Raw genomic sequence first — 25,349 nt, 5'->3', positions numbered from 1 at the left:
CCGCGGGCGGCCTAGAGCGTGCCCTTCGTGCTGGGGATGTCGCCGCCGCGGCGCGGGTCGCGGCGGGTCGCGGCGTCGAGCGCGCGGGCCATCGCCTTGAAGGCGGCCTCGCACTTGTGGTGGTCGTTGACGCCGTAGAGGACGCGGAGGTGGAGATTGATCTTCGCGGCGAAGGCGAAGGACTCGAGGAAGTGGTTGAAGAGGTCGGGCGGCATGCCGCCGAGTTCGCGGCCGAGCAGCTTGAGGTCGAGGACGGCGTAGGGACGGCCGCTGAGGTCGACCACGGCGTGGGCGAGCGCCTCATCGAGGGGCATGTAGGCGGAACCGGCGCGGACCAGGCCAGCCTTGTCGCCGAGCGCCTTCGCGAGCGCCTCGCCGAGGGCGATGCCGATGTCTTCGACGGTGTGGTGCTGGTCGATCCAGAGGTCGCCTTCGCAGCGGACGTTGAGGTCGAAGACGCCGTGCTTGGCGATGTGCGAGAGCATATGGTCGAGGAACCCGACGCCGGTGGCGCAGGAGAACCGCCCCGAGCCATCGAGATTGAACGTGATGTCGATGCTCGTCTCGGCGGTGCGGCGTTGGACCGTGGCGATGCGGGGTGCGGGCGGCTGCGTCATGCTTCGAGCTCCTGGAGGGCGGCGACGAGGGTATCGGTGTCGGCCGGGCGGCCGGCGCTGATGCGGATGCAGTTCTGGAGGTCGGGCCGGTCGTAATGCCGGACGAGGATGCCGCGGCGGCGGAGGGCGTCGGCGACTTCGCTGGCAGGGCGGCCGCGGACGGCGAAGAGCACGAAGTTGGCGACCGAAGGGTACGGTTCGAGCCAGCCGAGGGCAGCGACGAGCCGGGTCATCCGGTCGCGCTCGGCGACGAGGGCGGCGATATCCTCGGCGACCTCGGCGCGGTGCTCGATAGCGGCGATGGCGGCGGCCTCGGCGGCGACGTTGACGTTGTAGGGCTGCTTCAGCGCCATCATGCGCTCCGCCAGCTCGGCGCTGGAGATGCTGTAGCCGACGCGGAGCCCGGCGAGGCCGGCCCATTTGCTGAAGGTGCGGAGAACGACGAGGTTCTCGTGCCGGTCGATGAGGGGGACGACCGTTTCGCCGCCGAACTCGATGTAGGCTTCGTCGACGACGATGAGCGCGGGGAGGTCGAGCAGGGCTTCGAGTTCGGCCCGGTTGAGCGGGTTGCCGGTCGGGTTGTTCGGGTGGGTGAGGAAAACGATCCGGGCCTCGTGCTGCGCGACGGCGTGGCGGATGGCGACGACGTCGAGGTCGAAGTTCGGCCGGCGGGGCACCTCGACCGGGCGCGCGCGCATGATCTTCGCGAGGAACCGGTACATGCCGAAGGCCGGCGTCGGGACCACGACCGCGGGCGGCGCGACGAGCCGGATGATGACATCGATGAGGTCGTCGGCACCGGAGCCGGCGACGACCTGCGCCGGGTCGACGCCGGCGTAGCGGGCGATGGCGTTGCGGAGTCTGGTCTGACCCGGGTCGGGGTAGATGTGAAAGTCGGCGCGGGCAGCGGCTTCGCGGACAGCCGGGCGGGGGCCGTAGAGGTTTTCGTTGGCGTCGAGCTTGACGAGGCGGTCGACGGGGACGCCGATCTCGGCCGCGAGGACATCGAGCGGCTTGACGGGGACGTACTCCTCGAGGTCGTCGAGGTCGGGACGGAGGATGGCGCGGAGGGACACGTCAGCGGCCCTGCAGGCGGCGTTCGACGGCGTGTGCGTGGCCGGTGAGGCCCTCGGCCCGGGCGATGACGGCGGCCATCCGGTTGAGCTCTTCAGACTCGTCGTCGGGGAGGTTGACGATGGCCATCTTCTTGAGGAAGTCGTGGACGCCGAGCGGGCCGCTCCAGCGGGCCGCGCCGCCGGTGGGCATCGTGTGGCTCGGGCCGGCGGTGTAGTCGCCGACCGCCTCGGGGGAGGCTTCGCCGAGGAAGAGACCGCCGCAGTTGCGGACCTTCATCACGTAGGCGGTCGGATTTTCGACGCAGAGGCAGAGGTGCTCCGGGGCGTACTCGTTCGCGAGGTCGATGGCGTGGTCGATGTCGTTGACGAGGATGCAGCCGCCGCGGTTGTCGAGGGCGGCGCGGGCGATTTTCGCGCGCTCGATCGTGCGGAGCTGGCGCTCGATGGCGGCCGCGACTTCGTCGGCGAGGTAGTGGGAGGGGGTGAGGAGGATCGGGCTGGCGAGCGGGTCGTGCTCGGCCTGGGCGATGAGGTCGGCGGCGACGAGCTCCGGGTTCGCGCTCTCGTCGGCGATGATCATCGTCTCGGTCGGCCCGTAGATGCTGTCGATCCCGACGTCGCCGAAGACCTGCCGCTTGGCGATGGTGACGAAGAGGCCGCCAGGGCCGGCGATCTTGTCGACGCGGGGGATGGTTTCGGTGCCGTAGGCGAAGGCGGCGATGCCCTGCGCGCCCCCGGCTTTGAACACGGCATCGACGCCGGCGATGTCGGCGGCGACGAGCTTCACGGGGGGCACGGAGCCGTCGGGCAGGACGGGGCTCGTCAGGTAGACCTCATCGACGCCGGCGACGCGGGCCGGGATGGCGCACATCAGGACGGTGCTGGGGAGAGGCGCGCGGGTGCCGGGGACGTAGATGCCGGCGCGCTGGATGGGGCGGGTGAGCTGGCCGAGGCCGTGCTGCTGAAAGTCGATGGTGGCGCCGCGGAGCTGGGTCTCGTGGTAGCGGCGGACCCGCTCGGCAGCGAAGCGGAGGGCCTCGATGAGGTCGGCAGGGAGGGCTTCGTAGGCGGCGCGGACCTCATCGGGGGTGACGCGGAGGTCGGGCGTGTGGGCGCCGTCGATGGCGGAGTTGTAGTAGCGGACGGCGTTGTCGCCATCCTCGCGGACGTCGCGGATGATGCGGCGGACGACTTCTTCCGGGGCGAGCTCCTGCCCGAAGGTGCGGAAGGTCGTTTCGCGGACCTCCATCGGGAGCTCTTCGATGTCGAGGGGCCGGCGGGCGAGGAGCGTTCGCCGGCCTTCTTCAGCGTTGCGGATTATGCGCATCCCAGGTACCTCTCGACGGCGGCGCGGGCGGTTTCGGTGCCGCGCTGCACGAAGGCATCGACTTCGGCGTCGGTGATGTGGGCGATTGTCTCATCGAGCAGTTCGGGGAGCGAATCGAGGAAGCCGTCGAGGGTTTCGCCCTCTTCGAGCCCGGCGAAGCGGAGGTGGTTGGCGATCATGGCGCGCGCCCGGTCCCAATCGAGGTTGCGGGCGGCGACGTCGCGCGAGACCTGGCGCCAGCGCTCGAGCGTGTCGGTATCGATGAAGCCGCACTCGATATCGGCGACGGTGCAGCTGAGGGCGCCGCAGATGGCTGCTTTCAGCTCCGGGTCGGAGCCATAGCGGCGGTCGAGGTCGAACTGGAGGAGGCGATCCATCACGTTCGCGCGGATGGCGCCGCCGAGGTGGTCGTGGCGGAGGAAGTAGGGGCGGTAGACGCCCGTGATGTACTGTTCATCGAGGACGAGGTGGGAGATGTAGCCGGCGGCCCAGGCGCGGGTCGCGGCATTCAGGCGCTCCGGGGCGGCGAGGTGGCCGTAGGCCGCGAGGAACGCGGCCACCGAGTCCTGGTGATTATGTTCGTTCAGGTCGAAGAAGTGCGTGCTGTAGCGGTCCTGGCGGGTGAGGACGCGGATATCGGGGGAGGTCGCGCCGAGGAGGTAGGGGCCGGAATCCGGCGGCACGTCGGCGTGGCCGAGGTCGAGCGCGACCTGCCGCGCAATCACCATGTGGAGGGTGATGGGGGGCATGGCCCCATGGTAGCGAACCGGCGCGAGGGTTGGCCCGCGGCCGGCTAGATGCGGGCGCTTTCGATGTTGGTGAGGAGGATGCCGCGGCAGCCGATGCTGGAGAGTTCGTCCATGATGCGGTGGGCTTCTTTGCGGCGGACCATGGCTTTGACGGAGTACCAGCCTTCGCGCTGGAGCTGGGTGATGGTGGGCGATTCGAGACCGGGGGTGATTTCGCAGGCGCGCTGGAGGATGGTGCCGGGGCAGTCGTATTCGACCATCATGTAATCGAGCGCGACGAGCCGGCCTTCGATACGGCTGCGGAGCACGCGGACGGGCGGCTGGTCGGCGCGCTCGGGGTGGGCATAGAGCGCAGCGTTGGAGACGAAGAGGGGCTGCCCGACGATGCGGAGGCCGGCCTGGCGGAGGGTATTGCCGGTGTCGACGACATCCACGACGGCCTCGGCGATGCCGAGCGCCACGGAAATTTCGACGGCACCCTCGAGCTCGATGAGGCGGAGGTCGCGGCCGGCGAAGTACTGGCGGACGATGTTCGGGAAGGAGGTGGCGATTCGGAGGGCGGCGACCTCATCGAGCGAGCGGATCGGCGAGGCGGCCGGGACCGCGGCGCAGAGGCGGGAGTCGCCGAAGTTGAGGTCGAGCAGGAGTTCAGGGTGGTGGCCGCGCTCGGCGGCGAAGTCTTTGCCGGTGATGCCGGCATCGAGGATGCCGTTGGCGACGTAGACGGGGATATCGCCGGGGCGAAGGAAGTAGAACTCGACGTCGTTTTCGGGGTCGAGCGAGGAGAGCTGGCTGCCGCTCTTACCGACCCGATAGCCGCAGGACGCGAGGAGGTCGAGGGTCGGCTGGAAGAGGACGCCTTTGTTGGGGAGGGCAACCTTGATCACAGCGTGCGGTACACCTCATCGAGCGTGAGGTCGGCGGAGGCCATCATGCAGGCGACGTAGTAGAGCACCTGGGAGAGCTCTTCGGCGAGGGCTTCGCGCGATTCGTAGCGGGCGGCCATCCACGCCTCGGCGGCCTCTTCGACGAGCTTCTTACCGATGGCGTGGGGGCCGGCAGCGAGGAGAGCGGCGGTGCCGGAGCCCTCGGGCATGTCGCGCTTGCGCTGCGCGGCGAGCTGGACCATGTCTTCGAAGGTCACGGGCTCACGATATCCCAAGGACGCGAACGGATCATGTCGCGGCCGGGCGGACGGTCACATCGGCGGCAGTGACGGTTTCGCGGGCGCCGCCGGGGCGTTCGACGACGAGCCCACCGGCTTCATCGAGGTCGACGGCGCGGGCGCTGAACCGTTCGCCGCCGACGGGGCTCACGGTCACCTCGCGCCCGAGAATCATGTTCCACTCGCGGTAGCGGGCCATGACGTCGGCGAGCGGGGCATCGAGGGCGAGCTCGAGTTCGTTACAGAGGCGGGCGAAGAGCGCTTCGCGGTCGATGGGGCGGCCGGCCGCGGCGGCGAGCGAGGTGGCGATGCCGCGGAGTTCGGGCTGGGCCGAGGCCGGGTCGAAATTGACGTTGATGCCGATGCCGGGGAAGGCGACCGGACCGCCCTCGCCGAGTTCGGCGTCGATGAGCATGCCGCACGCCTTGAGGTCGCCGACCCAGACATCGTTGGGCCACTTGATGGCCGCGGACGGAACGACGGAGCGGATGGCGGCAGCCACGGCGACCGGCACGCGGACCGGGAGGGTGCGGTGGATATCGAGGCTGCAGCGGAGGACGAAGGTGACGTAGACGTTGGCGCCGGCAGGGCTGAAGAAGGAGCGCCCGCGGCGGCCGCGGCCGGCGGTTTGCTCTTCGGCGAAGACGGCGGTGCCGTGGATGGCACCTTCGGCGGCTTCGCGGCGGGCGAGGTCCATGGTGGAGCCGACGACGGGGCGGTAGACGAGGGAGCGGCCGACGGCGCGGGTGTGGAGGAGGGACTGGAACCGGGCGAGGTCGAGAGCGGGGAGGTCGGGCATGGCGGTTCGCTCGGGCGGTTAGGCGTGAAAAGGGCCCCGGCGCTGCCGGGGCCCTGGCGTAGCTAAGACCGAAGTCTCAGGAGGATTGGTGACCCTCAGACCGGGGGTCTAGGAGGAGGTCACCTCCAGCGCAAAGGTACGGTCGTCGCTACGACTGTGATGATCCATGCGCATCACCTCCTTTCCTGCCGCGCAGCATGCGCTCCGCGCCGGGGCCTGTCAAGTAGGGAGCGCCCGGTCCGGCGCGGGGGTGCTTCCGCGGAAGGGCCTGCCTGCTATTCTGGGATGCGTTGTGTCGAACGGCGGCGCTGTGGCCGGCTGGCCGGTCAAATCTATGGCGCCGCAGGATGGAGGCATCCCCTGGTTACCCCTGTCAGCATGAAGCAGCTGCTCGAAGCGGGCGTCCACTTCGGGCACCAGACGCGCCGCTGGAACCCGAAGATGCGGCAGTTCATCTTCACCGAGCGGAACGGCATCCACATCATCGACCTGCAACAGACGGTGACGCGGCTCGAAGCCGCGATCGGGTTCGTCCGGGACGTGGTCGCCTCGGGCGGCGAGGTTCTCATCATCGGGACGAAGAAGCAGGCGCGCGAGACGGTGGAGATGGAAGCGAAGCGGGCCGGCCTGCCGTACGTCAATAACCGCTGGCTCGGCGGCACGCTGACGAACTTCCGGACGATCCAGCAGCGGATCCGGCACCTGCGGGAGCTGGAGGCGGCGATGGAGCGGGGCGATTTCGCCCGGCTGCCGAAGCGCGAGCAGCTGGAGATCCAGAACGAAATCGAGCGGATGAACCGCTACTTCGGCGGCATCAAGAACATGGACCGACTTCCCGGCGCGGTGTTCATCATCGACACGGTGAAGGAGGCGATTGCCGTCTCCGAGTGCGTACGTCTGGGCATCCCGATCGTGTCGCTGGTGGATACGAACTGCGACCCGGACCCGATCGCGTACCCGATCCCGAGCAACGACGACGCGATCCGGGCGATCAAGCTCATCCTCGGCAAGATCGCTGACGCGGCCATCGAAGGCCGGGCGATGCGGGAATCGGGCGTGGCGCCGGGCACGCAGGTCGAGGAGCTGGCGAAAGCGGCGGATGCCGGCGTGGCCTCCGGGAGCTACACGGCGACGCCGGACGACCAGCCGGCCGGCGATGATGCCGGCACGCGGGTGACCGTCATCAGCATGAATGCGGCGCAGGCCGCACCAGCGCAGGAGTAGGACGCACGTGGCTGCAGTGACGACCGAGATGATCAAGGAGCTCCGGGAGGAAACCGGGGCGGGCGTGATGGACGCCAAGCGCGCGCTCGAAGAAGCGGGCGGCGACAAGGCGAAGGCGAAGCAGATCCTCCGCGAGCGCGGCATCGCCGCGGCGGCGAAGCGCCAGGACCGGGAGACGAGCAACGGCGTGGTCGACGCGTACATCCACGCCGGCGGCCGCATCGGCGTGCTCGTCGAGGTGAACTGCGAGACCGACTTCGTGGCGAACACGGAGGAGTTCCGCCAGCTGGCGCGGAACATCGCGATGCAGGTCGCGGCGATGAACCCGCAGGTGGTCTCGGCCGACGACCCGGAGCGGGCGAAGTTCGAAGGGCCGGATGAGGAGGTCGTGCTCCTGGCGCAGCCGTTCATCCGCGACGCCGGCAAGACGATCAAGGACCTCGTGCAGGACGCGATTGCGCGGACGGGCGAGAACATCCGCATCCGGCGGTTCGTCCGGTACGAACTCGGGCGGTAAACGTCGATGAGGACGGACGGCCGCGGGCGCTACCGGCGCGCGCTCGTCAAGCTCTCGGGCGAGGCGCTGATGGGCTCGCGGCCGTTCGGCATCGACCCGGTGACGCTGAACGACCTCGCGCGGCAGATCAAGCAGGCCGTGGATGAGGGTGTGCAGGTCGCCGTGTCCGTCGGCGGCGGCAACTTCTGGCGCGGCGCGACGGTGGCAGAGACCGGGATGGACCGGGCGACGGCAGACTACGCGGGCATGCTCGGGACGATCATGAACGCGCTTGCGCTGCAGGACGCGCTCGAAAAGCGCGGCGCCGTGGTCCGGACGCAGACGGCGCTGCCGATCGCGCAGGTGGCGGAGCCGTACATCCGGCGGCGGGCGATCCGGCACCTCGAGAAGGGCCGGGTCGTGATCTTCGCTGCCGGGACGGGGAACCCGTTCATGACGACGGACACCGCGGGGGCGCTGCGGGCCATCGAGACCGACTGCGAAGTGCTGCTGATGGCGAAGAACGGTGTCGACGGCGTCTACGACGCGGACCCGGCGAAGGTGCCGACGGCGCGGAAGTTCGAGCACGTGACCCACATCGAGGCGATCCAGCGGCGGCTGCAGGTGATGGACATCACCGCGCTGAGCATGTGCATGGAGCACCACATGCCGATCGTGGTGTTCGATGTGGCGGCGCCGGACGCGGTGTACCGGGCGCTCCGGGGCGATACCATTGGCACGCTGGTTTCGGCATCGCCGGAACCGGCGGCCCATTCCTGACCGAACGGAGGGGCGCGATGGCGGACGCAGAGGAGATCCTCCTCGAAGCCGACGAAAAGATGGACCACTCGGTGGAGGCGCTCCGCCGGGAGCTGAACGGCGTGCGCACCGGGCGGGCGCACCCGAGCCTCATCGAATCGCTGATGGTGGACTACTACGGGGCGCTGACGCCGCTGAAGCAGCTGGGGACGATCAACGCGCCGGAGCCGCGGCTGCTGACGGTGACGGTTTGGGACCGGAGTGCCGTCTCCGCGATCCAGAAGGCGATCCAGTCGAGCGACCTCGGCCTCAACCCGGCGATCGACGGGCAGGTCCTGCGGCTGCCGATCCCGCCGCTGACCGAGCAGCGCCGGAAGGAGCTCGTGAAGCTGGTCCACCACAAGGCGGAAGATGCGCGGGTGGCCGTCCGGAACGTGCGGCGGCACGCGCACGACGAGCTGCGGAAGCTGGAGAAAGAAGGCGGCATGTCGCAGGACGAGCTGAAGCGGGCGGAGGACGAGCTGCAGAAGCTCACGGACCGGCACATCGCCACCATCGACGCCGAGAGCAAGAAAAAAGAGGCGGAGCTCCTTGAAGTCTGAGGCGGCGAAGCCCGGGGCCCCATCGCGGCCAGCCGAGTACCTCGGCGACCTGATTTCGCCGATTACGGGCGGGCGCATCCCGCGGCACGTCGCGATCATCATGGACGGCAACGGGCGGTGGGCGACGCAGCGGGGGCTCCCGCGCGCCGCCGGCCACCGGGCCGGGACGGAGAACATCCGCCGGGTCATCGAGCGGTTCGCGGACCACGGGGTCCAGTACCTGACGCTGTACGCCTTCAGCACGGAGAACTGGAACCGCCCGCAGCGGGAGGTCCGGGCGCTCATCCGGCTGCTTCGCTACTTCATCCGGCGGGAGCTGAACAACCTCCACCGGAACGGGATCCGGCTGCAGATGCTGGGCCACATCGAGACGCTGCCTGAGTGGCTGCAGGAGCAGGTGCGGGACGCCATCGCGCTGACCCGGGAGAACGACCGGATGGTGCTGAACATCTGCTTCAGCTACGGCGGCCGCGACGACATCGTCATGGCGATCCGCGGCATGATCGCGGACGGGGTAGCGGCCGACGACGTCACGGAGGAGCTCGTCGGGCGGTATGTCATGACGGCCGGGATGCCGGACCCGGACCTCGTCATCCGGACTGCAGGCGAACAGCGGATTTCGAATTTCCTCCTGTGGCAGTCGGCGTACGCGGAGCTGTACTTCACCGACACGTACTGGCCGGACTTCGGGCGGGAAGACACGGACATCGCGCTGGCAGAGTACGGGCGGCGGAAGCGGAAGTTCGGCGGGCTGCTCGAGGAGGACCTCGAAGCCTTCCGCGACCGCGGCGACTGAGCGGGCTGCGGTGTCGAACCTCCAGCTGCGCCTGCTGACGGCAGCCATCGGCCTGCCGGTGGTGATCGGCCTCGCGTGGCTCGGGGGGTGGCCGTTCGCGCTGGCCCTTGCGGCGATTTCGCTCCTCGCGTCGATCGAGTTCGTCCACGGCTGGCTCATCCCGAGCAGGCCGGTGGTCGAAGGCGTGCGCCACCTGCCGACCATCGCCATCGCGCCGGTGACGGTGGCGGGCGCGCACCTCGACCCGCGGTACATCCTCGTCGGGCTCGGGTTCGCGGCGGTGTTCGCGGCGCTGGGGTACGCGCCGACGAATGCCTTCGGCCCGCGGAAGCCGTTCCGGGTGTTCGCGTGGTGCACGCTCTACCTCGGGGTGCTGGCTTCGACGCTCGTGCTGGTGCGGGATGCCGAGGGCGGGCGCGACTGGTTCTTCATCGGCCTGCTGGCGACCTTCGCGACGGACACGGGGGCGTACGCCGTCGGCCGGGCGATTGGGCGGCACCGGATGGCGCCGAGGATCAGCCCGAAGAAGACGTGGGAAGGCGCGGCGGGCGGCTACGCCGCGGGCCTCGGCGCCGTGCTGGGGCTGAACTGGCTGTTCGATACCGGCGTGCCGGCGGCGACGGCGCTCCACCTCGCGGTCGCGCTGCCGGTGGCGGCGATGCTCGGCGACCTGTTCGAAAGCTGGATGAAGCGGCGGATGGGCGTGAAGGATGCGAGCGGGCTGCTGCCCGGCCACGGGGGCTTCATGGACCGGCTGGATTCGGTGCTGTTCGTGTTCCCGCTCGTGTACCTGTTCCTGCGGGTGCGCGTCCTCTGATAGCCTGAATCGCGGGGGCGGATTGCCCCGGGGGAGCACGCCGATGAGCAGCGATGCGTTCCAGCACCGCGAGGCGACGGTCAACGGCATCCGGATGCACTACGTGGAGGCCGGCGAAGGCGAGCCGGTGGTGCTGCTGCACGGGTTCCCGGAGTCGTGGTATTCGTGGCGGCACCAGCTGCGGGCGCTGGCGGGCGCCGGCTACCGGGCGATCGCGCCGGACCAGCGGGGCTACAACCTGACCGAAGCGAACGGCCCGTACGACACCGAGACGCTGCAGGCGGACATCCTCTGCCTGATGGACCACCTTGGCATCGAACGCGCCCACGTGGTGGGGCACGACTGGGGCGGGGCGATCGCCTGGCTGCTGGCGATGCAGCACGGGGACCGGCTGCGGAGCCTGACGGTTTGCAACCTGCCGCACCCGGCGGTGTTCCGGAAAGGGGTGCGGCGGCCGCGGCAGGCGCTGCGCTCGTGGTACGTGCTGTTCTTCCAGGTACCGTGGCTGCCGGAGCGGCTGCTGGCGGCGCAGGGCTACCACCGGCTCGCCCGGATGATGATTCGCGAGTGCCGGCCGGGCACGTTCACGAAGGACGACATCCGGGAGTTCCTCGCAGGCTGGCGCCGGCAGGGTCTCAGCGGCGGCATCAACTGGTACCGGGCGGTGTTCCGGCACCCGCCGCGCATCCCGGACCCGGTGCCGCTGGTAACCGTGCCGACGCTGCTCATCTGGGGCGACGAGGACCGCTACCTCGGCCGGGAGCTGACGGAGGGGACGGAGGAGTACGTTGCGAACCTGCGGGTGGAGCACCTCCCGGGGGTGAGCCACTGGGTACAGCAGGAGGCGCCGGACGAGGTGAACCGGCTGCTGCTCGACCACCTGGCGGCGGCTGGCCAGTGACGAAGGCGCCCGAACGGCGGGCTCCGTCGCTCGCGGAGATCGAGGAGCAGCTCATCGCGGGGGGCGAGCCGCCGCTGCTGCTCCGGCGCAAGGTCGTGGGCGGCCTCGTGGCGGCCTTCGTGCTGGCCGTCATCGCCTACTGGGCAACGAGCGAGTACTTCGGCATCTCCTACACCATCGACGAGGAGCCGTTCCGGGAGTGGGTGGACGGGTTCGGGCTGCTCGGGCCGCTGGTATTCATCGTGATCATGGCGCTCTCGGTGCTGTTCGCACCGGTGCCGAATGCGCCGATTTTCATGGCCGCCGGGCTCGCCTGGGGGCCGGTGCTGGGAACGGCCTACTGCATGGCGGGCCTCATCCTCGGTTCGGCGATGGCGTTCTGGGTGGCGCGGCGGTTCGGGCGGCGGCACCTGCCGCGGCTGATCGGGGCGAAAAATGCGGCGCGGGTCGACTCGCTGGTGCTCGAAATGGGCGGGCGCGTGGTCTTCTGGTCGCGGATGATCCCGGCGGTCAACTTCGACTGGATCAGCTTCGTGGCCGGGATGACGGCGATCCCGTTCCGGGTGTTCATCATCTATTCGGCGCTGGGGATGCTGTTCCCGACGGCGATTTCGGTGGTCGCGGGCGACGGGCTGGGGCGGGACTTCCGGATCACGCTGGCGGCGGGCGGGGCGTGGGTGGCGGTCATCGTCATCAGCGCGGTGGTGTACTGGCGGCGGCGACGGAACGGGTCGCGGCCGGCCTGAATCGCGGGGGAACCGGGCAGGGGATTGCGGGGAACGCCGCAGATGGCTCGGGGATTCGCCTATCTCGGTGCGGCACGGAGCGCGGGAGAATGCCCCTGCACGAGAGGAGGTGTCCCCGATGGAAGCCGCACGGTTCCCTGCCTATCTCCAGCCCATCGCGCGTGATGACGCGGCGCCGGCGGACGGCGGACGGCGGCGGGCGCGGCGCCTGCTCTCGCGCGTCGACCTGCTGCACCACCTCGATGCGGTGGCTGGGCTGGCCGGCAGCGCGCCGCTCTCGTTCCTCGCCGTCAGGGTCACCGGGCTCGAAGAGGTCGAACGCGACCGCGGCGACGTCGGCGTGCGGTTCGTGGTGCGAGGCGTGGGCGAGGCGCTGAACGGGCTCTGCCGGGGCACGGATATCGCGGGCGAACTCGGCCCGGCGAGTTTTGGGGTCATCCTGCAGGGGGCGGGGGCAACGGCCGCGGCGGCGACCGCGGCGCGGCTGACCCATCACCTGAACCGGCTGGCGTTCCTGCCGCCGTGCTGCAGCGTGCTGGTCGGCGCGGCGACGGGGACCGGCATGCACGGGCGACGGCTCGCGTGGGCGGCGCTGGAGACGTTCGAAGCGGAGTGCTGCGGCGGCTAGAGCAACCGGGTGGCGATGGGGAGCGCCCAGCGGGTGAGCGCCGCCCGGCGCTGGAAGTTTTCGCGCGCCGCCGGGGGAGGCGTACGCGACCGCTCCCAGGATTCGAGGCTGTCGTACCAGGTGATGAGCAGCATCGCGACCGCGCCGGGATCGGCATCGCGGCGGAGGAGGGCGCGGGGCTCGGCGCGGTAGCCGGGTCCGTGTTCGAAGGACTCCCACGCCTCGGCGGAAAGCCGGACGAACGGCTCGAGGTCGGCGGGCGCGATTTCGAACGTGCGGAAGACGTAGACGCCGGGCGTGTGCTGCGGCACGGGCTCGACCGGGCGGACGGTGGGCGCGAAGTCGGCCTGCTCGGTGACCGCGGCGCGGTCGAAGGGCGGGAGCTGCCATCCCGCACCTTCGCCGGCGGCGACGAGGAAGGCTTCGTCGGTGCGGAGGCCGAGGAGGCCCGCGAAGGCACCCCACGGGACCAGCCCGGCATCGCGGCAGGCGGCGGCCCAGTCCTCTGCGGGTCCGCGGAGGCTCTCGGCGGGCCGGGGACGTTCGAACCGGACGCGGGCAACGCGGTAGACGGGCGGGCTGGCGCTCATGGCGCTGCGCCCGGGGCGAGCGGAACGGAGAGGTCCGGCCTGCGGAGGTCGAGCACGACGGCGACCTCCTTGCAGTTGGTGAAGAACGGGCAGCGGACGCACTCGTTCCAGACCTTTTGCGGGAACTCCATCACGTTCGCGAGCCGGAAGCCCTGCTTCTGGAAAAAGCCGGGCCGGTAGGTGAGCGCGAAGACGCGTTCGAGGCCGAAGGCGCGGGCGTCTTCGAGGCAGGCGGCGACGATGGCGGCGCCGACGCCGCGGCCCTGCGCGGATTCGGCGACGGCGAGCGAGCGCACTTCGGCGAGGTCGGGGCCCATGATGTGGAGCGAGCCGCAGCCGACGATTTCGCCGCCGATGCGGGCGACCTTGAAATCGCGGATGGCTTCGTAGATTTCGCCGATGGGGCGATGGAGCATATCGCCGCGGTCGGCCCAGTAGGTGACGAGGGCGTGGATAGCGGCGGCATCGGCCAGCCGGGCTGGTTCGACGACGGTCATGGGTGGGGCGAGCTCCTGCGGTCCGGGTGATGATAGGTTCGGCACGGTCAGAGGCGCCGGCGAACGGGGGCGACGTGCGTGGCGTCGCCCGGGGTCACCTCGAACAGCTGGAGCGGTGGCATGGGAGCAGTGTACGCGAGCGGGAGCCGCAGGGGCGAGGGGCGGTAGAGCGCGGCGCGGGCGCGCGGTAGGCTGAGGCGGCCGGGGTATCCGGCGGGGTGACTGCGATGCGTGTCGTCGTGATGGGACAGGCTGCGTTCGGCGAGGCCGTCTTCCGGCGGCTGCGAGAGGACGGGTTCGACGTGGCGGGCGTCAGCGCGCCAGCGCCGGCCGGCGGACGGGAGGATCCCCTCTGGGCGGCGGCATCGGCTGCGGGCGTGCCGGTCATCGAGACGCGGCGGCTGAAGGAGGCGGAGGGGCAGGAGGCGTGGGCGGCGCTGCGGCCGGACCTCTGCGTGATGGCGTTCGTGACGGAGATCATCCCGCACGAGGTGCTCGAGCTGCCGCGGCTGGGAAGCATCCAGTACCACCCGAGCCTGCTGCCGCTGCACCGGGGCTCCTCGGCGATCAACTGGGCGATCATCTTCGGCCGGACGGAGACGGGGCTGACGATTTTCTGGCCGGACCGCGGCATCGATACGGGGCCGATCCTCCTGCAGCGGAGCTGCCCGATCGGGCCGGACGACACGGTCGGGTCGGTATACTTCGAGCGGCTGTTCCCAATGGGGGTCGATGCGATGGCCGAGGCGGCGGCGCTGGTGCGCGACGGGAAGACGCCCCGCATCCCGCAGGACCACGCGAAAGCGACCTACGAGCCGCCCTGCCGGGATGAGCACGCGGGGATCCGCTGGCACGAGCCGGCGGACCGGCTGTACGCGCTCATCCGCGGGTGCAACCCGCAGCCGGGGGCCTGGACGACGTTCGAGGGCCAGCGGCTGCGCATCTTCGACTGCCGGCTGACAGGCGACGAGGAGCCCGGCATGCCCGGCCGGGTACTCCGGGTCGAGGAGGGGAGCTTCGACGTGCGGCTGAACGGCGGCGTGCTGCGCGTCCTCCGGGTGCAGCCGGAGGGCGGGAAGAAGGTCGGCGCCGGCGAGTGGGCGCGGGAGGCAGGACTGGCGGCCGGCTACCGCTTCCGCTGAGCTCGCGGTTCAGCAGTTCAGAGGTTATCGAGCAGGAAGCGGATGACGCGCTCCTCCTGGTATTCGAGGCCGCGCTGGTCGCGCGGCATGTGGCGCTCCTCGGGGAAGATGAGGAGGTCGTACGGCTTGCCGGCTTCCGTGAGCGCGACGATGAAGCGGGCGGTGTGGCGGAAGTGCACGTTTTCGTCGGTCATCCCGTGGACGAGGAGCAGGCGGCCCTCGAGCCGGTGCGCATGGACCAGGGCGGAGGCTTCGCGGTAGCCGTCGGGGTTTTCGGCGGGCGTGCCCATGTACCGCTCGGTGTAGCCGGTGTCGTAGCCGTCCCAGTCGGTGACGGGGGCGCCGGCCACGCCCACGCGGAAGACCTCTTGGGCCTTGAGCAGGCACATGAGGGTCATGTAGCCGCCGTAGCTCCAGCCGTAGATGCCGACGCGGGAGGTATCGAGGCCCGGCAGGCCGGCGAGGTAGCGGACGCCCCCGACCTGGTCTTCGACCTCGACGGTGCCCATGCGGCGGGCGATGTGGGCTTCGAAGGCGAGGCCCCGGCCGCTGCTGCCGCGGTTGTCGAGCTTGAAGACGGCGATGCCCTGCTGCGCGAGGTACTGGGCGCGGAGATCGACCGTGAGGGTCCAGTCGTCGACGACGCGCTGGACGTGGGGGCCGCCGTAGACGGAGACGACGACCGGCGCCGGGCGGTCCGAGGGGGCGGGGCGATAGAGCGCGCCGTAGAGCAGGGTGCCGTCGGGTGCGGCGACTTCGTGGAACTCGGGGATGGCGAGGCCGAGCGACGGGGCGTCCACGGGCTCGGGTTCGTGGACCGGGACGACGCGGCCATCGAGGAGGTCCCGGGCGACGACGCAGGGTGGATGCTCGCGCGAGCTCCAGCTATCGAGCAGCCAGGCGCCGCCGGGCGCGAGGACGCCCGCGTGCCAGCCGTGCTCGGGGGTGAGGCGCTCGGGTTCGCCGCCGGCGAGCGGGACACGGTAGAGGTGGCGCTCGAGCGGTGACTCGCGGGTGGCCGCGAAATACGCCAGCCCGCGGGCCTCGTCGACGCCGAGCACCGAGGTGACCATCCACTCGCCGGAGGTGAGCTGCCGCTCGAGGGCGCCGTCCGGGCTGAGGAGGTAGAGGTGGCGGAAGCCGGAGCGTTCGCTGGACCAGAGGATGCGGCCGTCGGCGAGGAAGATGGTTTCGCCGGCGAGGTTGATCCAGGGCTCCTGGTGCTCCTCGAGGAGGACGCGGCCGGGGCGGCCAGGCTCGAACACGACGATCCGGAGGGTGCGCTGGTCGCGGGAGAGGACCTGGACGGCGAGCGCGCCATCCGGCCGCCAGCCGACGTGCGCGATGTAGAGGTCGCGGTCGGGGCCGAGGTCGAGCCATTCGACGCGGCCGTCGTCGAGGCGGACGATGCCGAGGTCGAGGATGGCGTTCGGCTGGCCGGCGAACGGGTAGCGGTGGCGCTCGATATCGATGTCCGCCTTGCCCTGGTGGACGATGGGGTATTCGGGGATGTGGCGCGAGTCGGCGCGGATGAAGGCGATGCGGTCGCCATCGGGGCTCCACCAGAAGCCGCGGTCGCGCTCGAGCTCCTCCTGGGCGATGAACTCGGCGAGGCCGTTCGTGAGCCCGTCCTCGGCGTCGTGGGTCAGGCGGCGCGGTTCGCCGCCGGCGGCCGGCAGGACGTAGAGGTCGCCGTCGCGGACGAAGGCGATACGGTCGCCGGCCGGCGAGAGGTGCGGGTCGATGGCACCCTCCGACCCGGGCACCGGTTCGAGGCCGCCGTCGCCGACGCGGAGCCAGAGCCGGCCGCCGCCCGGGACGAGCAGCGTCGGGACGGGGGCGCGCACGGCGAACTCGTAGCTGGTGACGCCGAGTTCGCGGAGGCGGGCGCGCTCGCGGCGGAGTTCCTCTTCCCGCGAGAGCTGCTGCTCGGAGGTCGTGGCGGGCGGCGGCCCGGCGATGACGCGGCGTTCGCCCGTTTCGAGGTCGAGCTGCCAGAGGCTGCGGACGAGGTTGCCCTCGGCCGAGTGGAGGTAGGTGACCGCGCGGCCGTCGGGGGTGAAGCCCAGGCCGCCGGGGACGTTCAGGCCGGGGCGGGGGAAGCGGGCGAGGTCGGCGATGGTGAGGCGGCGGGGCGAGGTCACCGGGCGATGGCCTCGCTGCGGAGGGCTTCGATGGAGGCGATGTCGGAGGGCAGGGCAGCGGTCAGCACCTCGGGGGCTCCTTCGGTCACGAGGATGTCGTCTTCGATGCGGATGCCGCCGAAGCCGCGGAGAGCGTCGACCCGCTCCCAGTCGACGGCGTCATGGTACCGTTCGCGGCGGGCGGGGTCGTCGAGGATGGCCGGGATCACGTAGATGCCGGGCTCGATGGTGACGACGTAGCCGGGCTGGAGCGGGAGGTCGGCGCGGAGCCACTTGAGCCCAAAGCGGTCGCTTGGCGTGCGGCCCTGGAGGCAGCCGCCGGCGTCGTGGGTGGCGAGGCCGAGGAGGTGGCCGAGGCCGTGGGGGAAGAAGAGCGCGTGGGCGTCGGCCTCGACGAGGTCGGCGGGCGCGCCGCGGAGGATGCCGAGGTCGACGAGGCCGGCCGCGATGCGCTCGCAGGCGCGGAGGTGGAGGTCGCGGTACTCCACGCCGGGGCGCGCTTCTTCGATAGCGGCGCGCTGGACGACATGGACGAGCTGGTAGAGGTCGCGCTGGATGCCTTCGAAGCGGGGGCCGGCCGGGAAGGTGCGGGTGACGTCGCTGGCGTAGCCATCGACCTCGGCGCCGGCGTCGATGAGGACGAGGTCGCCCTCGCGGAGCTCGCGGCGGGTCGGGGAGAAATGCAGGATGGCGCCGTTGGGGCCGGTACCGACGATAGAGCCGTAGGCGGTGCGGTCGGCGCCGTGCCGGAAGAATTCGGCCTCGAGTTCGACCTGGAGGCCGCGCTCGGTCATACCGGGACGGGCGGTGCGGAGGGCGAGGAGATGGCCGGCCCGGCTCGCTTCGGCGGCGCGGCGCATGGCGTCGAGCTCGGCTGGGTCCTTAGCGCGGCGGGCTTCGCTGACGTGCCAGGAGAGGCGGGCGGCGAGGTCGTCATCGAACACGGCTTCGAAGCGGTCGAGCGGGGGCAGGCGGTAGCCGGCGGGGCGGTCGGCGAGGTCGCGGTTGCCGAGGATGGCGAGCGGCTCGCCGCGGCGGGCTTCGAGCCAGCCCGCGAGGCGCTCGATGGGCTGGACCGGGAGGCCGGCAGCCGCTTCGAGCCGGTCGATGTCAGGGCCGTCGCCGGTCCAGATGCGGTCTTCGAACGCCGGGAGCGCGACGAAGAGCGCCCAGCCTTCGCCGGGGTCGAAGGCGAGGACGCTCGCGGGTTCGGCGATGCCGGCGAGGTAGCGGAATTCCGGGTGGGCGTGGAACTCGTGGAACTGGTCGGTCCCGGCGATGGGCAGCGGCAGGCCGCTGGCGACGAGGACGGCGCCGCGGTCGAGCGTCCAGCCGCGGGCGATGCGGCTGCGGCGCTCGGCGACGGCGGCGGAGGAGTCCATGCGGTGGAGTGTAGCGGAGGGCTCAGGGGTACCGCTGCGCGGCGGCTTTGACGAGCCCGGCGACGCGTTCGCGGAGTTCATCGGGGGCGACGACGACAGCCTCCGGCCCCCAGCTGAGGACCCACGGGGTGATTTCGAGCAGGCTGGGGAGCGAGACCTTCAGGCGGATGCCGCCTTCGGGGAGCATCTCGAGCTCCTGCGAGACGTGCCAGTAGCTTTCGCGGATGCGGTCGGCGACGGAGGGGGAGAAATCGATGACGACGTCGTAGCGGGATTCGCCGATGACGACGCCGCCCCAGCTGTTGCGGAGGGTCTCGGCGAGCCGGTCGAGGTCGACGGGCTCGAATTCGCGCCCGGTTTGCTCGACGGCGCGGATGCGGTCGACCTTGAAGACGCGGACCTCGCCGTGGGCGTGGGAGTAGCCGATCAGGTAGGTGCCGCTCTCGGTGTGGTCGAGGATGTACGGGTCGACCTCGTAGCGGCGGGGGCCGCTGGCATGGGCTGAGCGGTATTCGATGATAATCGAGCGGCTGGTGGCCCATGCCTCGGTGATGCGGGCGAGCACCTCGGTGGCGTCGCGGTTGAACGGGAGCTGGCGGTATTCGCGGACGGTGCGCTGCATGTGCTCGGCCATGCCCTTCGGGAGCGCTTCGGCGACTTTTTCGAGGGCGGTGAGCGCATCTGGGTCGTGCTCGTCGGCGGACCGGAGCATGAGGCGCATGGCGAAGTAGAGGGCGCGACCTTCCTGCAGCGTGAGGCGGACGGGGCCGAAGAGCGGCTGGGCGCCGTCCATGATGCGCCAGCGGCGGTTTTCGAAGACGAGGGGGACGTTGAGCTCGCTCTCGATGGCGACGAGGTCGCGCTGGATGGTGCGCTGAGAATAGCCAGTCTCGCGGGCGAGTTCGAGCGTGGTGACGCCGTTGGGCCGCCGGACGAGGATGTCGCGGATGCGGATGAGGCGGGTCGAGCGGCGCGTCTGTTCGGTCATGGGGCGCTCACCTCCTGTCGTTGGGCTGCGAAGCCGCACGATATGTCGCGAAGGCGACAACGTGTGTCGCGAACATCCTTCGTTCCGCGGACATTTGTGAATTTTCTGCGCTGGACGGAGGGGCGGCAAAGGACGAACGGCACGCGACGGGAGGGACCTGCTGCCCTAGGATCGGGAGGAGATGGCGCGCACGCACGACCTCGGGCGGCTGTTCCACATTTCGGCGGAGGCGATCGGCGAGCCGGGACGGCGGCGCTTCCGGCTGTGCGCGGTGAACGCGGCCGGTTTCGCGGCCTCGATGTGGCTCGAGAAGGAGCAGCTGAGCGCGCTCGGCGACGCCATCGAGACGGTGCTCGCGGACGAAGGCTATGAGTACGTGCCGCTGCCGCCGGACGATGCGCCCGCACGGCTCGCGGACATCGAATCGTTCGACGTGGACATCCGGCTGGCGCAGCTGAGCATGGGCGTGAACGCGGAGGAGCGGCACATCGTGCTCATCGCGGCCGACGGGCCGGCGGATGCGGACGAGACGACGGGCCTGACGATGGAGTTCGACTACCGGCGCGGCTACGAACTGCGGCAGCAGATCGCGGCGGTGATCGCGGCAGGCCGGCCGCTCTGTCCGCTGTGCACCGCGCCGATGGACCCGGGCGGGCACATGTGCGTTCGGCGGAACGGCCACCACCGCGAGGAGTAAGCCGGGGACCGCGCCGCTACGGCAGGGGTTCGTATACTCCCGCACATGACGCCCCCGTACATCCTCGCCATCGACCAGGGAACGACCAGCTCGCGCGCGCTCGTCGTCGACGCCGGCGGCGCCATCATCGGGACGGGACAGCAGCCCCTCACCCAGCACTACCCCCAGCCCGGGTGGGTCGAGCATGACCCGGAGGAGATCTGGTCGACGACGCTCGACGCAATCGGCGTCGCGCTGGCGCAGGCGGGGCTCACGCTGCGGGATATCGCCTGCATCGGGCTGACGAACCAGCGGGAAACGGCGGTCGCGTGGGAGCGGGCGACGGGGGCGCCGGTGCACCGCGCGATCGTCTGGCAGGACCGGCGGACGGCGGGCATCTGCGAAGACCTCCGTTCGGCCGGCGCCGAGGACGAGGTGCGCCAGCTGACGGGGCTGAAGCTCGACCCGTACTTCACTGCCACGAAGCTGACGTGGCTCTTCCGGCACGACCCGGCGCTCCACCGCCGCGCGATGCAGGGCGAGATTTGCGTCGGCACGGTGGACACGTGGCTGACGTGGAAGCTGACCGGCGGCGCGGTCTTCGCAACGGACTTCACCAACGCGTCGCGGACGCTGCTGTTCAACGTCAAGCGCGGGCGGTGGGACGACCGGCTGCTCGACCTGTTCGAGGTGCCGCGGGCGGCGCTTCCGGTGGCGGTGCCGTCGCGTTCGAAGTACGGCTTCACGAGCGAGCAGGTGTTCGGCTGCCGGGTGCCGATCACCGGGGTGGCGGGCGACCAGCAGGCGGCGCTGTTCGGACAGGCCGGCTTCGCGCCCGGCGTGGCGAAGAACACCTACGGCACGGGCTGCTTCCTGCTCTCGAACGCCGGGCGGCGGGCCAGCGTGCCGGATTCAGGGCTGCTGCTCAGCCTCGGCGCCGGGACGGGGCTGCAGGGGCCGGAGTTCGTGGTCGAGGGTTCGGTGTTCGTCGCCGGGGCGCTCGTGCAGTGGCTGCGGGACGAACTGGGACTGATTCGCGAGTCGGCGGAGGTCGAGGCACTGGCCGCGAGCGTGCCCGACGCGGGCGGCGTGACCATCGTGCCGGCGTTCACCGGGCTGGGCGCGCCGGACTGGGACCCGCACGCCCGGGGCGCGATCCTCGGGCTCACGCGGGGGGTGACGAAGGCGCACCTCGCGCGGGCCGCGCTGGAGGCGATCGCCCTCTCGAGCGCGGAGCTCATCGAGGTGATGAACGCATCGCTGCCGGAGCCGATCCGGGAGCTGCGCGTCGACGGCGGTGCGGCGGTGAACGACCTGCTGATGCAGCTCCAGGCGGATTTCGCCGGCATCCCGGTGCTGCGGCCGCAATCGACCGAGACGACAGCGCTCGGCGCGGCGTTCCTTGCCGGGCTCGAGGCGGGAGCGTGGGCGAGCACGGAGGAGGTGGCGGAGCTGTGGCGGCCGGAGCGGGTGTTCGAACCGCGGCTCGGGAGCGCGGAGCGGCACCGGTGGCTGCGCGACTGGCGGCGCGCGGTGGAACGGACGCTGGGGTGGGCGGGTTGACGCCGGCAGAGTTGGCGGGCGGGCCGCCGCTCGACGTCGCGGTCATCGGCGGAGGGATCAACGGCGCAGCGATCGCGCGGGCAGCGGCAGCCCACGGCCTGCGGGCGGCGCTGTTCGAGGCCTCGGACTACGGCTTCGGGACGACCTGGCGGTCGACCAAGCTCATCCACGGCGGGCTGCGGTACCTCGAGCACGGCGACGTCGGGCTGGTGTTCGAATCGCTCCGGGAGCGGGCGTGGCTGCTGGCGACGCGGCCGTACCTCGTGCGGCCGCAGCGGTTCCTGCTGCCGGTGCTGCCGTGGACGCGCAGGCCGGCGTGGCAGCTGCGGATGGGGCTGGCGACCTACGACCTCCTCGCGCTCTACCGGGGTGTGCCGGGGCATCGCCGGCTGAGCGACGCGCGGCTGCGGGAGCTCGCGCCCTACCTGCCGGCCGAGGCGCGCGGCGGGTTTTCGTTCTTCGACGCCCGCGTCATCGCGCCGGAGCGGCTGACGTGGGAGCTGGTGCGCGAGGCGCGGCAGCTCGGCGCTGTGTGCTTCAACCATTGCCCGGTCGTCGCAATCGAGGCGCCGGGCGGCAGCGTCGAAGCGGTGGTCGTGGAGCAGAGCGGCCAGCGGGTGCGAGTGCCGGCGCGGGCGGTGGTCAACGCCGCCGGGCCGTGGGTCGACGCGGTGAACCGGCTGGGCGACCTGCCGCCGCCGGAGCTGCTCGGCGTGACCCGCGGCTCGCACATCGTGGTCGAGCTGGACGGCGAGCCGGGCCACGACGCCGTCTTCAGCACGGCGAAGAGCGACGGGCGCGTGTTCTTCGCGGTGCCGCAGGACGACCTGCTGCTCATCGGGACGACGGACGACCGGTACGACGGCGATCCGGGGGCGGTCCAGCCGACGGCCGAGGACATCGCCTACCTGCTGGAAGAAGGGCGGGCCCTGCTGCCGGGGCTCGACATCCGGAAGGAGCGGGTGCGGTACGCGTACGCCGGGCTGCGGCCGCTGCAGAAGGTGGCCGGTGGGCCGGAGGCGGCGATCACGCGGCGGCACGCGGTCATCGACCACGGGAAGCTGGGCGGCGCGCGCGGCATGTACAGCGTGGTCGGCGGGAAGCTGAGCACGTTCCGGCCGCTGGCGAACGACGTCATCGAGCGGCTGCTCGGGCGGAAGGCGGCACGGTGGGAAGCGGCGGCGCCGGCGGGGTGGCGGGAGCAGCTGCTCGGACTGGGGTTCGACCACCCGCTGCGGCGGCACCTGCGCCGGTACGGCGCGGAAGCGCCGCGCGCCGCGGATCTGGGGCGCGACGTCCTGTGTCTCCACGCGCCGGGGCTCGAGGGCGAGGTGCGGTTCGCGGCGCGGTTCGAGCAGGCGGCAACGGTCGGCGACGCGCTGCTGCGGCGGACGGGCATCGGCTGGGCGAAATGCCGCGGGCTCTGCTGCCACCAGCGGGCGGCGGAGCTGTTGGGAGAGGAGCTCGGCTGGAATGCGGCGGAACGGCAGCGGCAGGCCGCCGCCTACGCGGCCGAAGTGGCGTATCATCTACCGGTAGAGGGGACGATTGACCGCCACGCACCCGGCCCTGGCTGACCCGGCAGTCGAGCACGCGCTCCGGCAGGCGGCTGCGCTCATGCGGCGCAGCCTGCACGCAGTCGCGCTCGTCGGCGCTGGGCTGTCCGCGGAGAGCGGCATCCCGACCTACCGGGGCGCCGGCGGCGTGTACGAACGGTTCGGCGAGCCGACGATCGACGGCTGGGAGCTGTTCACCCACGACCCGGCGGAGTGGTGGCGGCAGGCCATCGCCCACGAGACGTCGGGCTCGCCGTTCTCGGAGGCCATCGAGCGCGCCGCGCCGAACGCGGGGCATTACGCGATGGCCGACCTTGAGCAGATGGGGCGGCTGGCGCACGTGATCACGCAAAATATCGACAACCTGCACGCGGTCGCCGGTTCGCGGCGGGTGACGGAGATCCACGGCAACCGGTACAAGGTGCGGTGCATCGAATGCGGGGCGCGGGAGCGGCTCGAGACGGTCAACCTCGACCGGCTGCCGCCGTCCTGCCCGGTCTGCGGCGGGCTGTACAAAAACGACGTCGTGATGTTCGGCGAGCCGATCCCGCGGGACGCGCTGGAAGAGTGCTACCGGCAGGCGCTGGCGGCGGACCTGTTCCTCACGGTGGGGACGAGCGCGGTGGTCTACCCCGCGGCGGACTTTCCGGTGCTGGCGAAGCGGCGGGGCGCGCCGCTGATCGAAATCAACCCGGAGGAGACGGCGCTCACCGAAATCAGCGACGTCGTGATCCGCGCGCCGGCCGGAGTGGCGCTGCCGGCGCTCGTGGACCTGCTGCTCGTGCCCTGACGGCGATTGCGAACCGGCGTGCCCGAGCGTCTTGACCGACAACGGGGCGGCCCGGATGCTCGAAAGGTGCTCCCCGGCCCCACCGATACCCCGGGGCGGGCTGTTCGAACCCACGTTTCGGAAGGTGAAGCATGACGGCGCCGGTCGCTGAGGAACCGCGCTTCCTGACCTACCCCGGCGCGCGCCGGCCTGCGCGGCACCGCTGGGTCGATTCGTACGGCGTGCGCCTGCACGTCTGCGAATGGGGCGATGCGGACGGGCCGCCGCTCTTCCTCGTGCATGGCGGTTCGGATTTCGCCGGCACGTTCGACGTGTTCGCGCCGCTGTTGGCCGATGCGGGCTGGCGGGTCATCTCGTGGGACCACCGCGGCCACGGCGATTCGGACCATGCCGCACTGTACAGCTGGGACGCGGATGTGCGGGACGCGCTCTCCGTGCTGGATTCGACGACGCCGGACGCGGTGCCGGTGGTAGCGCATTCGAAGGGCGGCGGGATGATGCTGCAGCTGGCGGAGGCGCTGCCGTACCGGCTTTCGAAGCTGGTGGTCATCGACGGACTACCGAGCCGCGACCCCGCGCCCGATGTTTCGGACCACGAGGACCGGAAATTCACGCAGAAGACGCTGGCGGAGTGGCTGGACCACCGCCGCGCGGCGCACATCAACCTGCGGAAGCCGGGGACGCTGGAAGAGCTGGCGCGGCGGCGGAAGCGGATGAACCCGCGCCTCTCGGATGACTGGCTGCGGTACCTCGTGACGATCGGCGCACGGCGCGACCCGGACGGCTGGCGGTGGAAGCTGGACCCGGCGATCCGGTTCGGCGGCTTCGGGCCGTGGAGCCCGGAGTGGTCGCTGCAGCGGCTGAAGGAGCTGAAGGTGCCGCTGCTCGGGCTGACGGCGACGGTGGAGGAGGAGATGGGCTGGGGCACGAACCACCGGGCGCTGCTGCCGTACCTGCCGCCGCGGGCGGAGATCATCCCGTTCGAGAACACGGGGCACTTCATCCACATCGAACACCCGCAGCGGGTGGCGGAGCTGGTGCTGGAGTTCCTGCGATGACGGTCTTCCTGCAGCACAACCGGGTGAAGCTGGCGCTCCACACGCTCCGGGAAGGGCCGGGGCCGCGGCTCCTCCTGCTCCACGCACTCGGCGATCGGTCGCCGGAGCGGCTGAGCGGGGAGGTCGAGCGGTGGCCGGGGGCGGTCTACGCGCTCGATTTCACCGGGCACGGCTCGTCGTCGGTGCCGGCGGGGGGCGGGTACACCGCCGAGGTACTGATGGGCGACGCGGACGTGGCGCTGGCAGCCATCGGGCCGGCGA

At 71.1% G+C, this 25,349-nt stretch carries 27 protein-coding genes and 1 pseudogene; 16 read left to right on the top strand and 12 right to left on the bottom strand.

Annotated elements, in window-relative coordinates:
• Positions 1 to 11: 11 nt before the first annotated feature.
• From hisB to N2041_RS09205, 7 genes are read right to left on the bottom strand one after another with little or no spacing between them, the layout of a single operon-like run.
• Positions 12 to 617, bottom strand: a complete 606-nt coding sequence (hisB, locus tag N2041_RS09235; protein WP_297678046.1) for an imidazoleglycerol-phosphate dehydratase HisB — start codon at positions 615 to 617, stop codon at positions 12 to 14.
• A complete protein-coding gene (gene hisC, locus N2041_RS09230) occupies positions 614 to 1,693 on the bottom strand; it encodes a histidinol-phosphate transaminase (RefSeq protein ID WP_297678044.1) in 1,080 nt (359 codons plus the stop codon). Before hisC ends, hisB begins: the two co-directional genes overlap by 4 nt.
• 1 nt (position 1,694) lies before the next feature.
• Positions 1,695 to 3,020, bottom strand: a complete 1,326-nt coding sequence (hisD, locus tag N2041_RS09225; RefSeq protein WP_297678042.1) for a histidinol dehydrogenase — start codon at positions 3,018 to 3,020, stop codon at positions 1,695 to 1,697.
• Positions 3,011 to 3,769 carry a zinc dependent phospholipase C family protein gene (locus N2041_RS09220; protein WP_297678041.1) on the bottom strand — a complete coding sequence of 253 codons (759 nt, stop codon included), beginning with the start codon at positions 3,767 to 3,769 and terminating at the stop codon, positions 3,011 to 3,013. The genes hisD and N2041_RS09220 overlap by 10 nt, the downstream gene beginning before the upstream one ends.
• Positions 3,770 to 3,813: 44 nt before the next feature.
• Complete coding sequence (gene hisG / locus N2041_RS09215) at positions 3,814 to 4,656, bottom strand: ATP phosphoribosyltransferase (protein ID WP_297678039.1); 843 nt, start codon at positions 4,654 to 4,656, stop codon at positions 3,814 to 3,816.
• The gene (hisE, locus tag N2041_RS09210) at positions 4,653 to 4,898 is read right to left on the bottom strand and encodes a phosphoribosyl-ATP diphosphatase (protein ID WP_367187715.1); all 246 of its coding nucleotides are present in this window, start codon (positions 4,896 to 4,898) and stop codon (positions 4,653 to 4,655) included. The genes hisG and hisE overlap by 4 nt, the downstream gene beginning before the upstream one ends.
• Positions 4,899 to 4,944: 46 nt before the next feature.
• Positions 4,945 to 5,733, bottom strand: coding sequence for a biotin--[acetyl-CoA-carboxylase] ligase (locus N2041_RS09205; protein WP_297678035.1), 789 nt, complete (start codon positions 5,731 to 5,733; stop codon positions 4,945 to 4,947).
• 378 nt (positions 5,734 to 6,111) lie between these two features.
• Here N2041_RS09205 and rpsB point away from each other — a divergent pair, with 378 nt between their 5' ends.
• From rpsB to N2041_RS09160, 9 genes are all read left to right on the top strand, one after another.
• The gene (rpsB, locus tag N2041_RS09200) at positions 6,112 to 6,957 is read left to right on the top strand and encodes a 30S ribosomal protein S2 (RefSeq protein WP_297678033.1); all 846 of its coding nucleotides are present in this window, start codon (positions 6,112 to 6,114) and stop codon (positions 6,955 to 6,957) included.
• Positions 6,926 to 7,474 (top strand): elongation factor Ts, encoded by a 549-nt coding sequence (locus tag N2041_RS09195; RefSeq protein WP_367187714.1) that lies wholly within the window; start codon positions 6,926 to 6,928, stop codon positions 7,472 to 7,474. The genes rpsB and N2041_RS09195 overlap by 32 nt, the downstream gene beginning before the upstream one ends.
• Positions 7,475 to 7,480: 6 nt before the next feature.
• Complete coding sequence (pyrH, locus tag N2041_RS09190; protein WP_297678029.1) at positions 7,481 to 8,233, top strand: UMP kinase; 753 nt, start codon at positions 7,481 to 7,483, stop codon at positions 8,231 to 8,233.
• A 17-nt stretch (positions 8,234 to 8,250) separates the two neighbouring features.
• On the top strand, positions 8,251 to 8,814 hold the full coding sequence (gene frr, locus N2041_RS09185) for a ribosome recycling factor (RefSeq protein WP_297678027.1): 564 nt from the start codon (positions 8,251 to 8,253) through the stop codon (positions 8,812 to 8,814).
• Positions 8,804 to 9,610: an isoprenyl transferase gene (locus N2041_RS09180; RefSeq protein ID WP_297678025.1), complete on the top strand. Its 807-nt coding sequence runs from the start codon at positions 8,804 to 8,806 to the stop codon at positions 9,608 to 9,610. Before frr ends, N2041_RS09180 begins: the two co-directional genes overlap by 11 nt.
• Before the next feature lie 10 nt (positions 9,611 to 9,620).
• The gene (locus tag N2041_RS09175; protein ID WP_297678023.1) at positions 9,621 to 10,427 is read left to right on the top strand and encodes a phosphatidate cytidylyltransferase; all 807 of its coding nucleotides are present in this window, start codon (positions 9,621 to 9,623) and stop codon (positions 10,425 to 10,427) included.
• Positions 10,428 to 10,470: 43 nt separating this feature from the next.
• Positions 10,471 to 11,328: an alpha/beta hydrolase gene (locus N2041_RS09170; RefSeq protein WP_297678021.1), complete on the top strand. Its 858-nt coding sequence runs from the start codon at positions 10,471 to 10,473 to the stop codon at positions 11,326 to 11,328.
• Positions 11,325 to 12,074 carry a TVP38/TMEM64 family protein gene (locus N2041_RS09165; protein WP_297678019.1) on the top strand — a complete coding sequence of 250 codons (750 nt, stop codon included), beginning with the start codon at positions 11,325 to 11,327 and terminating at the stop codon, positions 12,072 to 12,074. The genes N2041_RS09170 and N2041_RS09165 overlap by 4 nt, the downstream gene beginning before the upstream one ends.
• 118 nt (positions 12,075 to 12,192) lie before the next feature.
• Entirely contained in the window at positions 12,193 to 12,702 is a 510-nt protein-coding gene (locus N2041_RS09160) for a hypothetical protein (RefSeq protein WP_297678017.1), read from the top strand.
• Here N2041_RS09160 and N2041_RS09155 read toward each other — a convergent pair.
• Both N2041_RS09155 and N2041_RS09150 read right to left on the bottom strand, forming a co-directional pair.
• The gene (locus tag N2041_RS09155) at positions 12,699 to 13,292 is read right to left on the bottom strand and encodes a hypothetical protein (RefSeq protein WP_297678015.1); all 594 of its coding nucleotides are present in this window, start codon (positions 13,290 to 13,292) and stop codon (positions 12,699 to 12,701) included. The two genes, N2041_RS09160 and N2041_RS09155, sit on opposite strands and share 4 nt — an antisense overlap.
• On the bottom strand, positions 13,289 to 13,789 hold the full coding sequence (locus N2041_RS09150) for an N-acetyltransferase (RefSeq protein ID WP_297678013.1): 501 nt from the start codon (positions 13,787 to 13,789) through the stop codon (positions 13,289 to 13,291). Before N2041_RS09150 ends, N2041_RS09155 begins: the two co-directional genes overlap by 4 nt.
• A gap of 227 nt (positions 13,790 to 14,016) precedes the next feature.
• On the opposite strand from N2041_RS09150, the gene N2041_RS09145 reads away from it, so the two are divergent.
• Complete coding sequence (locus tag N2041_RS09145; protein WP_297678109.1) at positions 14,017 to 14,931, top strand: methionyl-tRNA formyltransferase; 915 nt, start codon at positions 14,017 to 14,019, stop codon at positions 14,929 to 14,931.
• A gap of 17 nt (positions 14,932 to 14,948) precedes the next feature.
• Here N2041_RS09145 and N2041_RS09140 read toward each other — a convergent pair whose 3' ends face one another.
• From N2041_RS09140 to N2041_RS09130, 3 genes are read right to left on the bottom strand one after another with little or no spacing between them, the layout of a single operon-like run.
• Positions 14,949 to 17,075 carry a S9 family peptidase gene (locus N2041_RS09140; RefSeq protein WP_297678011.1) on the bottom strand — a complete coding sequence of 709 codons (2,127 nt, stop codon included), beginning with the start codon at positions 17,073 to 17,075 and terminating at the stop codon, positions 14,949 to 14,951.
• Positions 17,072 to 18,457: an aminopeptidase P family protein gene (locus N2041_RS09135; protein WP_297678009.1), complete on the bottom strand. Its 1,386-nt coding sequence runs from the start codon at positions 18,455 to 18,457 to the stop codon at positions 17,072 to 17,074. The genes N2041_RS09140 and N2041_RS09135 overlap by 4 nt, the downstream gene beginning before the upstream one ends.
• Positions 18,458 to 18,479: 22 nt before the next feature.
• Complete coding sequence (locus N2041_RS09130; RefSeq protein ID WP_297678007.1) at positions 18,480 to 19,445, bottom strand: YafY family protein; 966 nt, start codon at positions 19,443 to 19,445, stop codon at positions 18,480 to 18,482.
• A gap of 181 nt (positions 19,446 to 19,626) precedes the next feature.
• Between N2041_RS09130 and N2041_RS09125 the strand changes: the two genes are divergently transcribed.
• The 6 genes and pseudogenes from N2041_RS09125 to N2041_RS09100 all read left to right on the top strand — a co-directional run.
• Positions 19,627 to 20,142: a DUF3090 family protein gene (locus N2041_RS09125; RefSeq protein ID WP_297678005.1), complete on the top strand. Its 516-nt coding sequence runs from the start codon at positions 19,627 to 19,629 to the stop codon at positions 20,140 to 20,142.
• A 45-nt stretch (positions 20,143 to 20,187) separates the two neighbouring features.
• Entirely contained in the window at positions 20,188 to 21,684 is a 1,497-nt protein-coding gene (glpK, locus tag N2041_RS09120) for a glycerol kinase GlpK (RefSeq protein ID WP_297678003.1), read from the top strand.
• The gene (locus N2041_RS09115; protein WP_297678001.1) at positions 21,681 to 23,261 is read left to right on the top strand and encodes a glycerol-3-phosphate dehydrogenase/oxidase; all 1,581 of its coding nucleotides are present in this window, start codon (positions 21,681 to 21,683) and stop codon (positions 23,259 to 23,261) included. The genes glpK and N2041_RS09115 overlap by 4 nt, the downstream gene beginning before the upstream one ends.
• Positions 23,233 to 24,030: an NAD-dependent deacylase gene (locus N2041_RS09110; RefSeq protein WP_297677999.1), complete on the top strand. Its 798-nt coding sequence runs from the start codon at positions 23,233 to 23,235 to the stop codon at positions 24,028 to 24,030. Before N2041_RS09115 ends, N2041_RS09110 begins: the two co-directional genes overlap by 29 nt.
• 131 nt (positions 24,031 to 24,161) lie before the next feature.
• Positions 24,162 to 25,088 (top strand): alpha/beta hydrolase, encoded by a 927-nt coding sequence (locus tag N2041_RS09105; protein ID WP_297677997.1) that lies wholly within the window; start codon positions 24,162 to 24,164, stop codon positions 25,086 to 25,088.
• Positions 25,085 to 25,349: pseudogene (locus N2041_RS09100) on the top strand (alpha/beta hydrolase); the annotation flags it as partial. The gene N2041_RS09105 and the pseudogene N2041_RS09100, both read left to right, overlap by 4 nt.

The organism is Tepidiforma sp. (genome assembly GCF_026419595.1).
Taxonomy (GTDB): domain Bacteria; phylum Chloroflexota; class Dehalococcoidia; order Tepidiformales; family Tepidiformaceae; genus Tepidiforma.
The sequence above is the reverse complement of the archived record's forward strand: the minus strand, read 5'-3'. Positions and strand labels throughout refer to the sequence as shown.

What these genes read in the sequence shown, in the direction of transcription:
- hisB (WP_297678046.1), bottom strand. Translation starts at nt 617, where the DNA reads ATGACGCAGCCGCCCGCACCCCGCATCGCCACGGTCCAACGCCGCACC.
- hisD (WP_297678042.1), bottom strand. Translation starts at nt 3,020, where the DNA reads ATGCGCATAATCCGCAACGCTGAAGAAGGCCGGCGAACGCTCCTCGCC.
- N2041_RS09220 (WP_297678041.1), bottom strand. Translation starts at nt 3,769, where the DNA reads ATGCCCCCCATCACCCTCCACATGGTGATTGCGCGGCAGGTCGCGCTC.
- hisE (WP_367187715.1), bottom strand. Translation starts at nt 4,898, where the DNA reads ATGGTCCAGCTCGCCGCGCAGCGCAAGCGCGACATGCCCGAGGGCTCC.
- N2041_RS09205 (WP_297678035.1), bottom strand. Translation starts at nt 5,733, where the DNA reads ATGCCCGACCTCCCCGCTCTCGACCTCGCCCGGTTCCAGTCCCTCCTC.
- rpsB (WP_297678033.1), top strand. Translation starts at nt 6,112, where the DNA reads ATGAAGCAGCTGCTCGAAGCGGGCGTCCACTTCGGGCACCAGACGCGC.
- N2041_RS09195 (WP_367187714.1), top strand. Translation starts at nt 6,926, where the DNA reads ATGCGGCGCAGGCCGCACCAGCGCAGGAGTAGGACGCACGTGGCTGCA.
- pyrH (WP_297678029.1), top strand. Translation starts at nt 7,481, where the DNA reads ATGAGGACGGACGGCCGCGGGCGCTACCGGCGCGCGCTCGTCAAGCTC.
- frr (WP_297678027.1), top strand. Translation starts at nt 8,251, where the DNA reads ATGGCGGACGCAGAGGAGATCCTCCTCGAAGCCGACGAAAAGATGGAC.
- N2041_RS09170 (WP_297678021.1), top strand. Translation starts at nt 10,471, where the DNA reads ATGAGCAGCGATGCGTTCCAGCACCGCGAGGCGACGGTCAACGGCATC.
- N2041_RS09160 (WP_297678017.1), top strand. Translation starts at nt 12,193, where the DNA reads ATGGAAGCCGCACGGTTCCCTGCCTATCTCCAGCCCATCGCGCGTGAT.
- N2041_RS09155 (WP_297678015.1), bottom strand. Translation starts at nt 13,292, where the DNA reads ATGAGCGCCAGCCCGCCCGTCTACCGCGTTGCCCGCGTCCGGTTCGAA.
- N2041_RS09150 (WP_297678013.1), bottom strand. Translation starts at nt 13,789, where the DNA reads ATGACCGTCGTCGAACCAGCCCGGCTGGCCGATGCCGCCGCTATCCAC.
- N2041_RS09145 (WP_297678109.1), top strand. Translation starts at nt 14,017, where the DNA reads ATGCGTGTCGTCGTGATGGGACAGGCTGCGTTCGGCGAGGCCGTCTTC.
- N2041_RS09135 (WP_297678009.1), bottom strand. Translation starts at nt 18,457, where the DNA reads ATGGACTCCTCCGCCGCCGTCGCCGAGCGCCGCAGCCGCATCGCCCGC.
- N2041_RS09130 (WP_297678007.1), bottom strand. Translation starts at nt 19,445, where the DNA reads ATGACCGAACAGACGCGCCGCTCGACCCGCCTCATCCGCATCCGCGAC.
- N2041_RS09125 (WP_297678005.1), top strand. Translation starts at nt 19,627, where the DNA reads ATGGCGCGCACGCACGACCTCGGGCGGCTGTTCCACATTTCGGCGGAG.
- glpK (WP_297678003.1), top strand. Translation starts at nt 20,188, where the DNA reads ATGACGCCCCCGTACATCCTCGCCATCGACCAGGGAACGACCAGCTCG.
- N2041_RS09105 (WP_297677997.1), top strand. Translation starts at nt 24,162, where the DNA reads ATGACGGCGCCGGTCGCTGAGGAACCGCGCTTCCTGACCTACCCCGGC.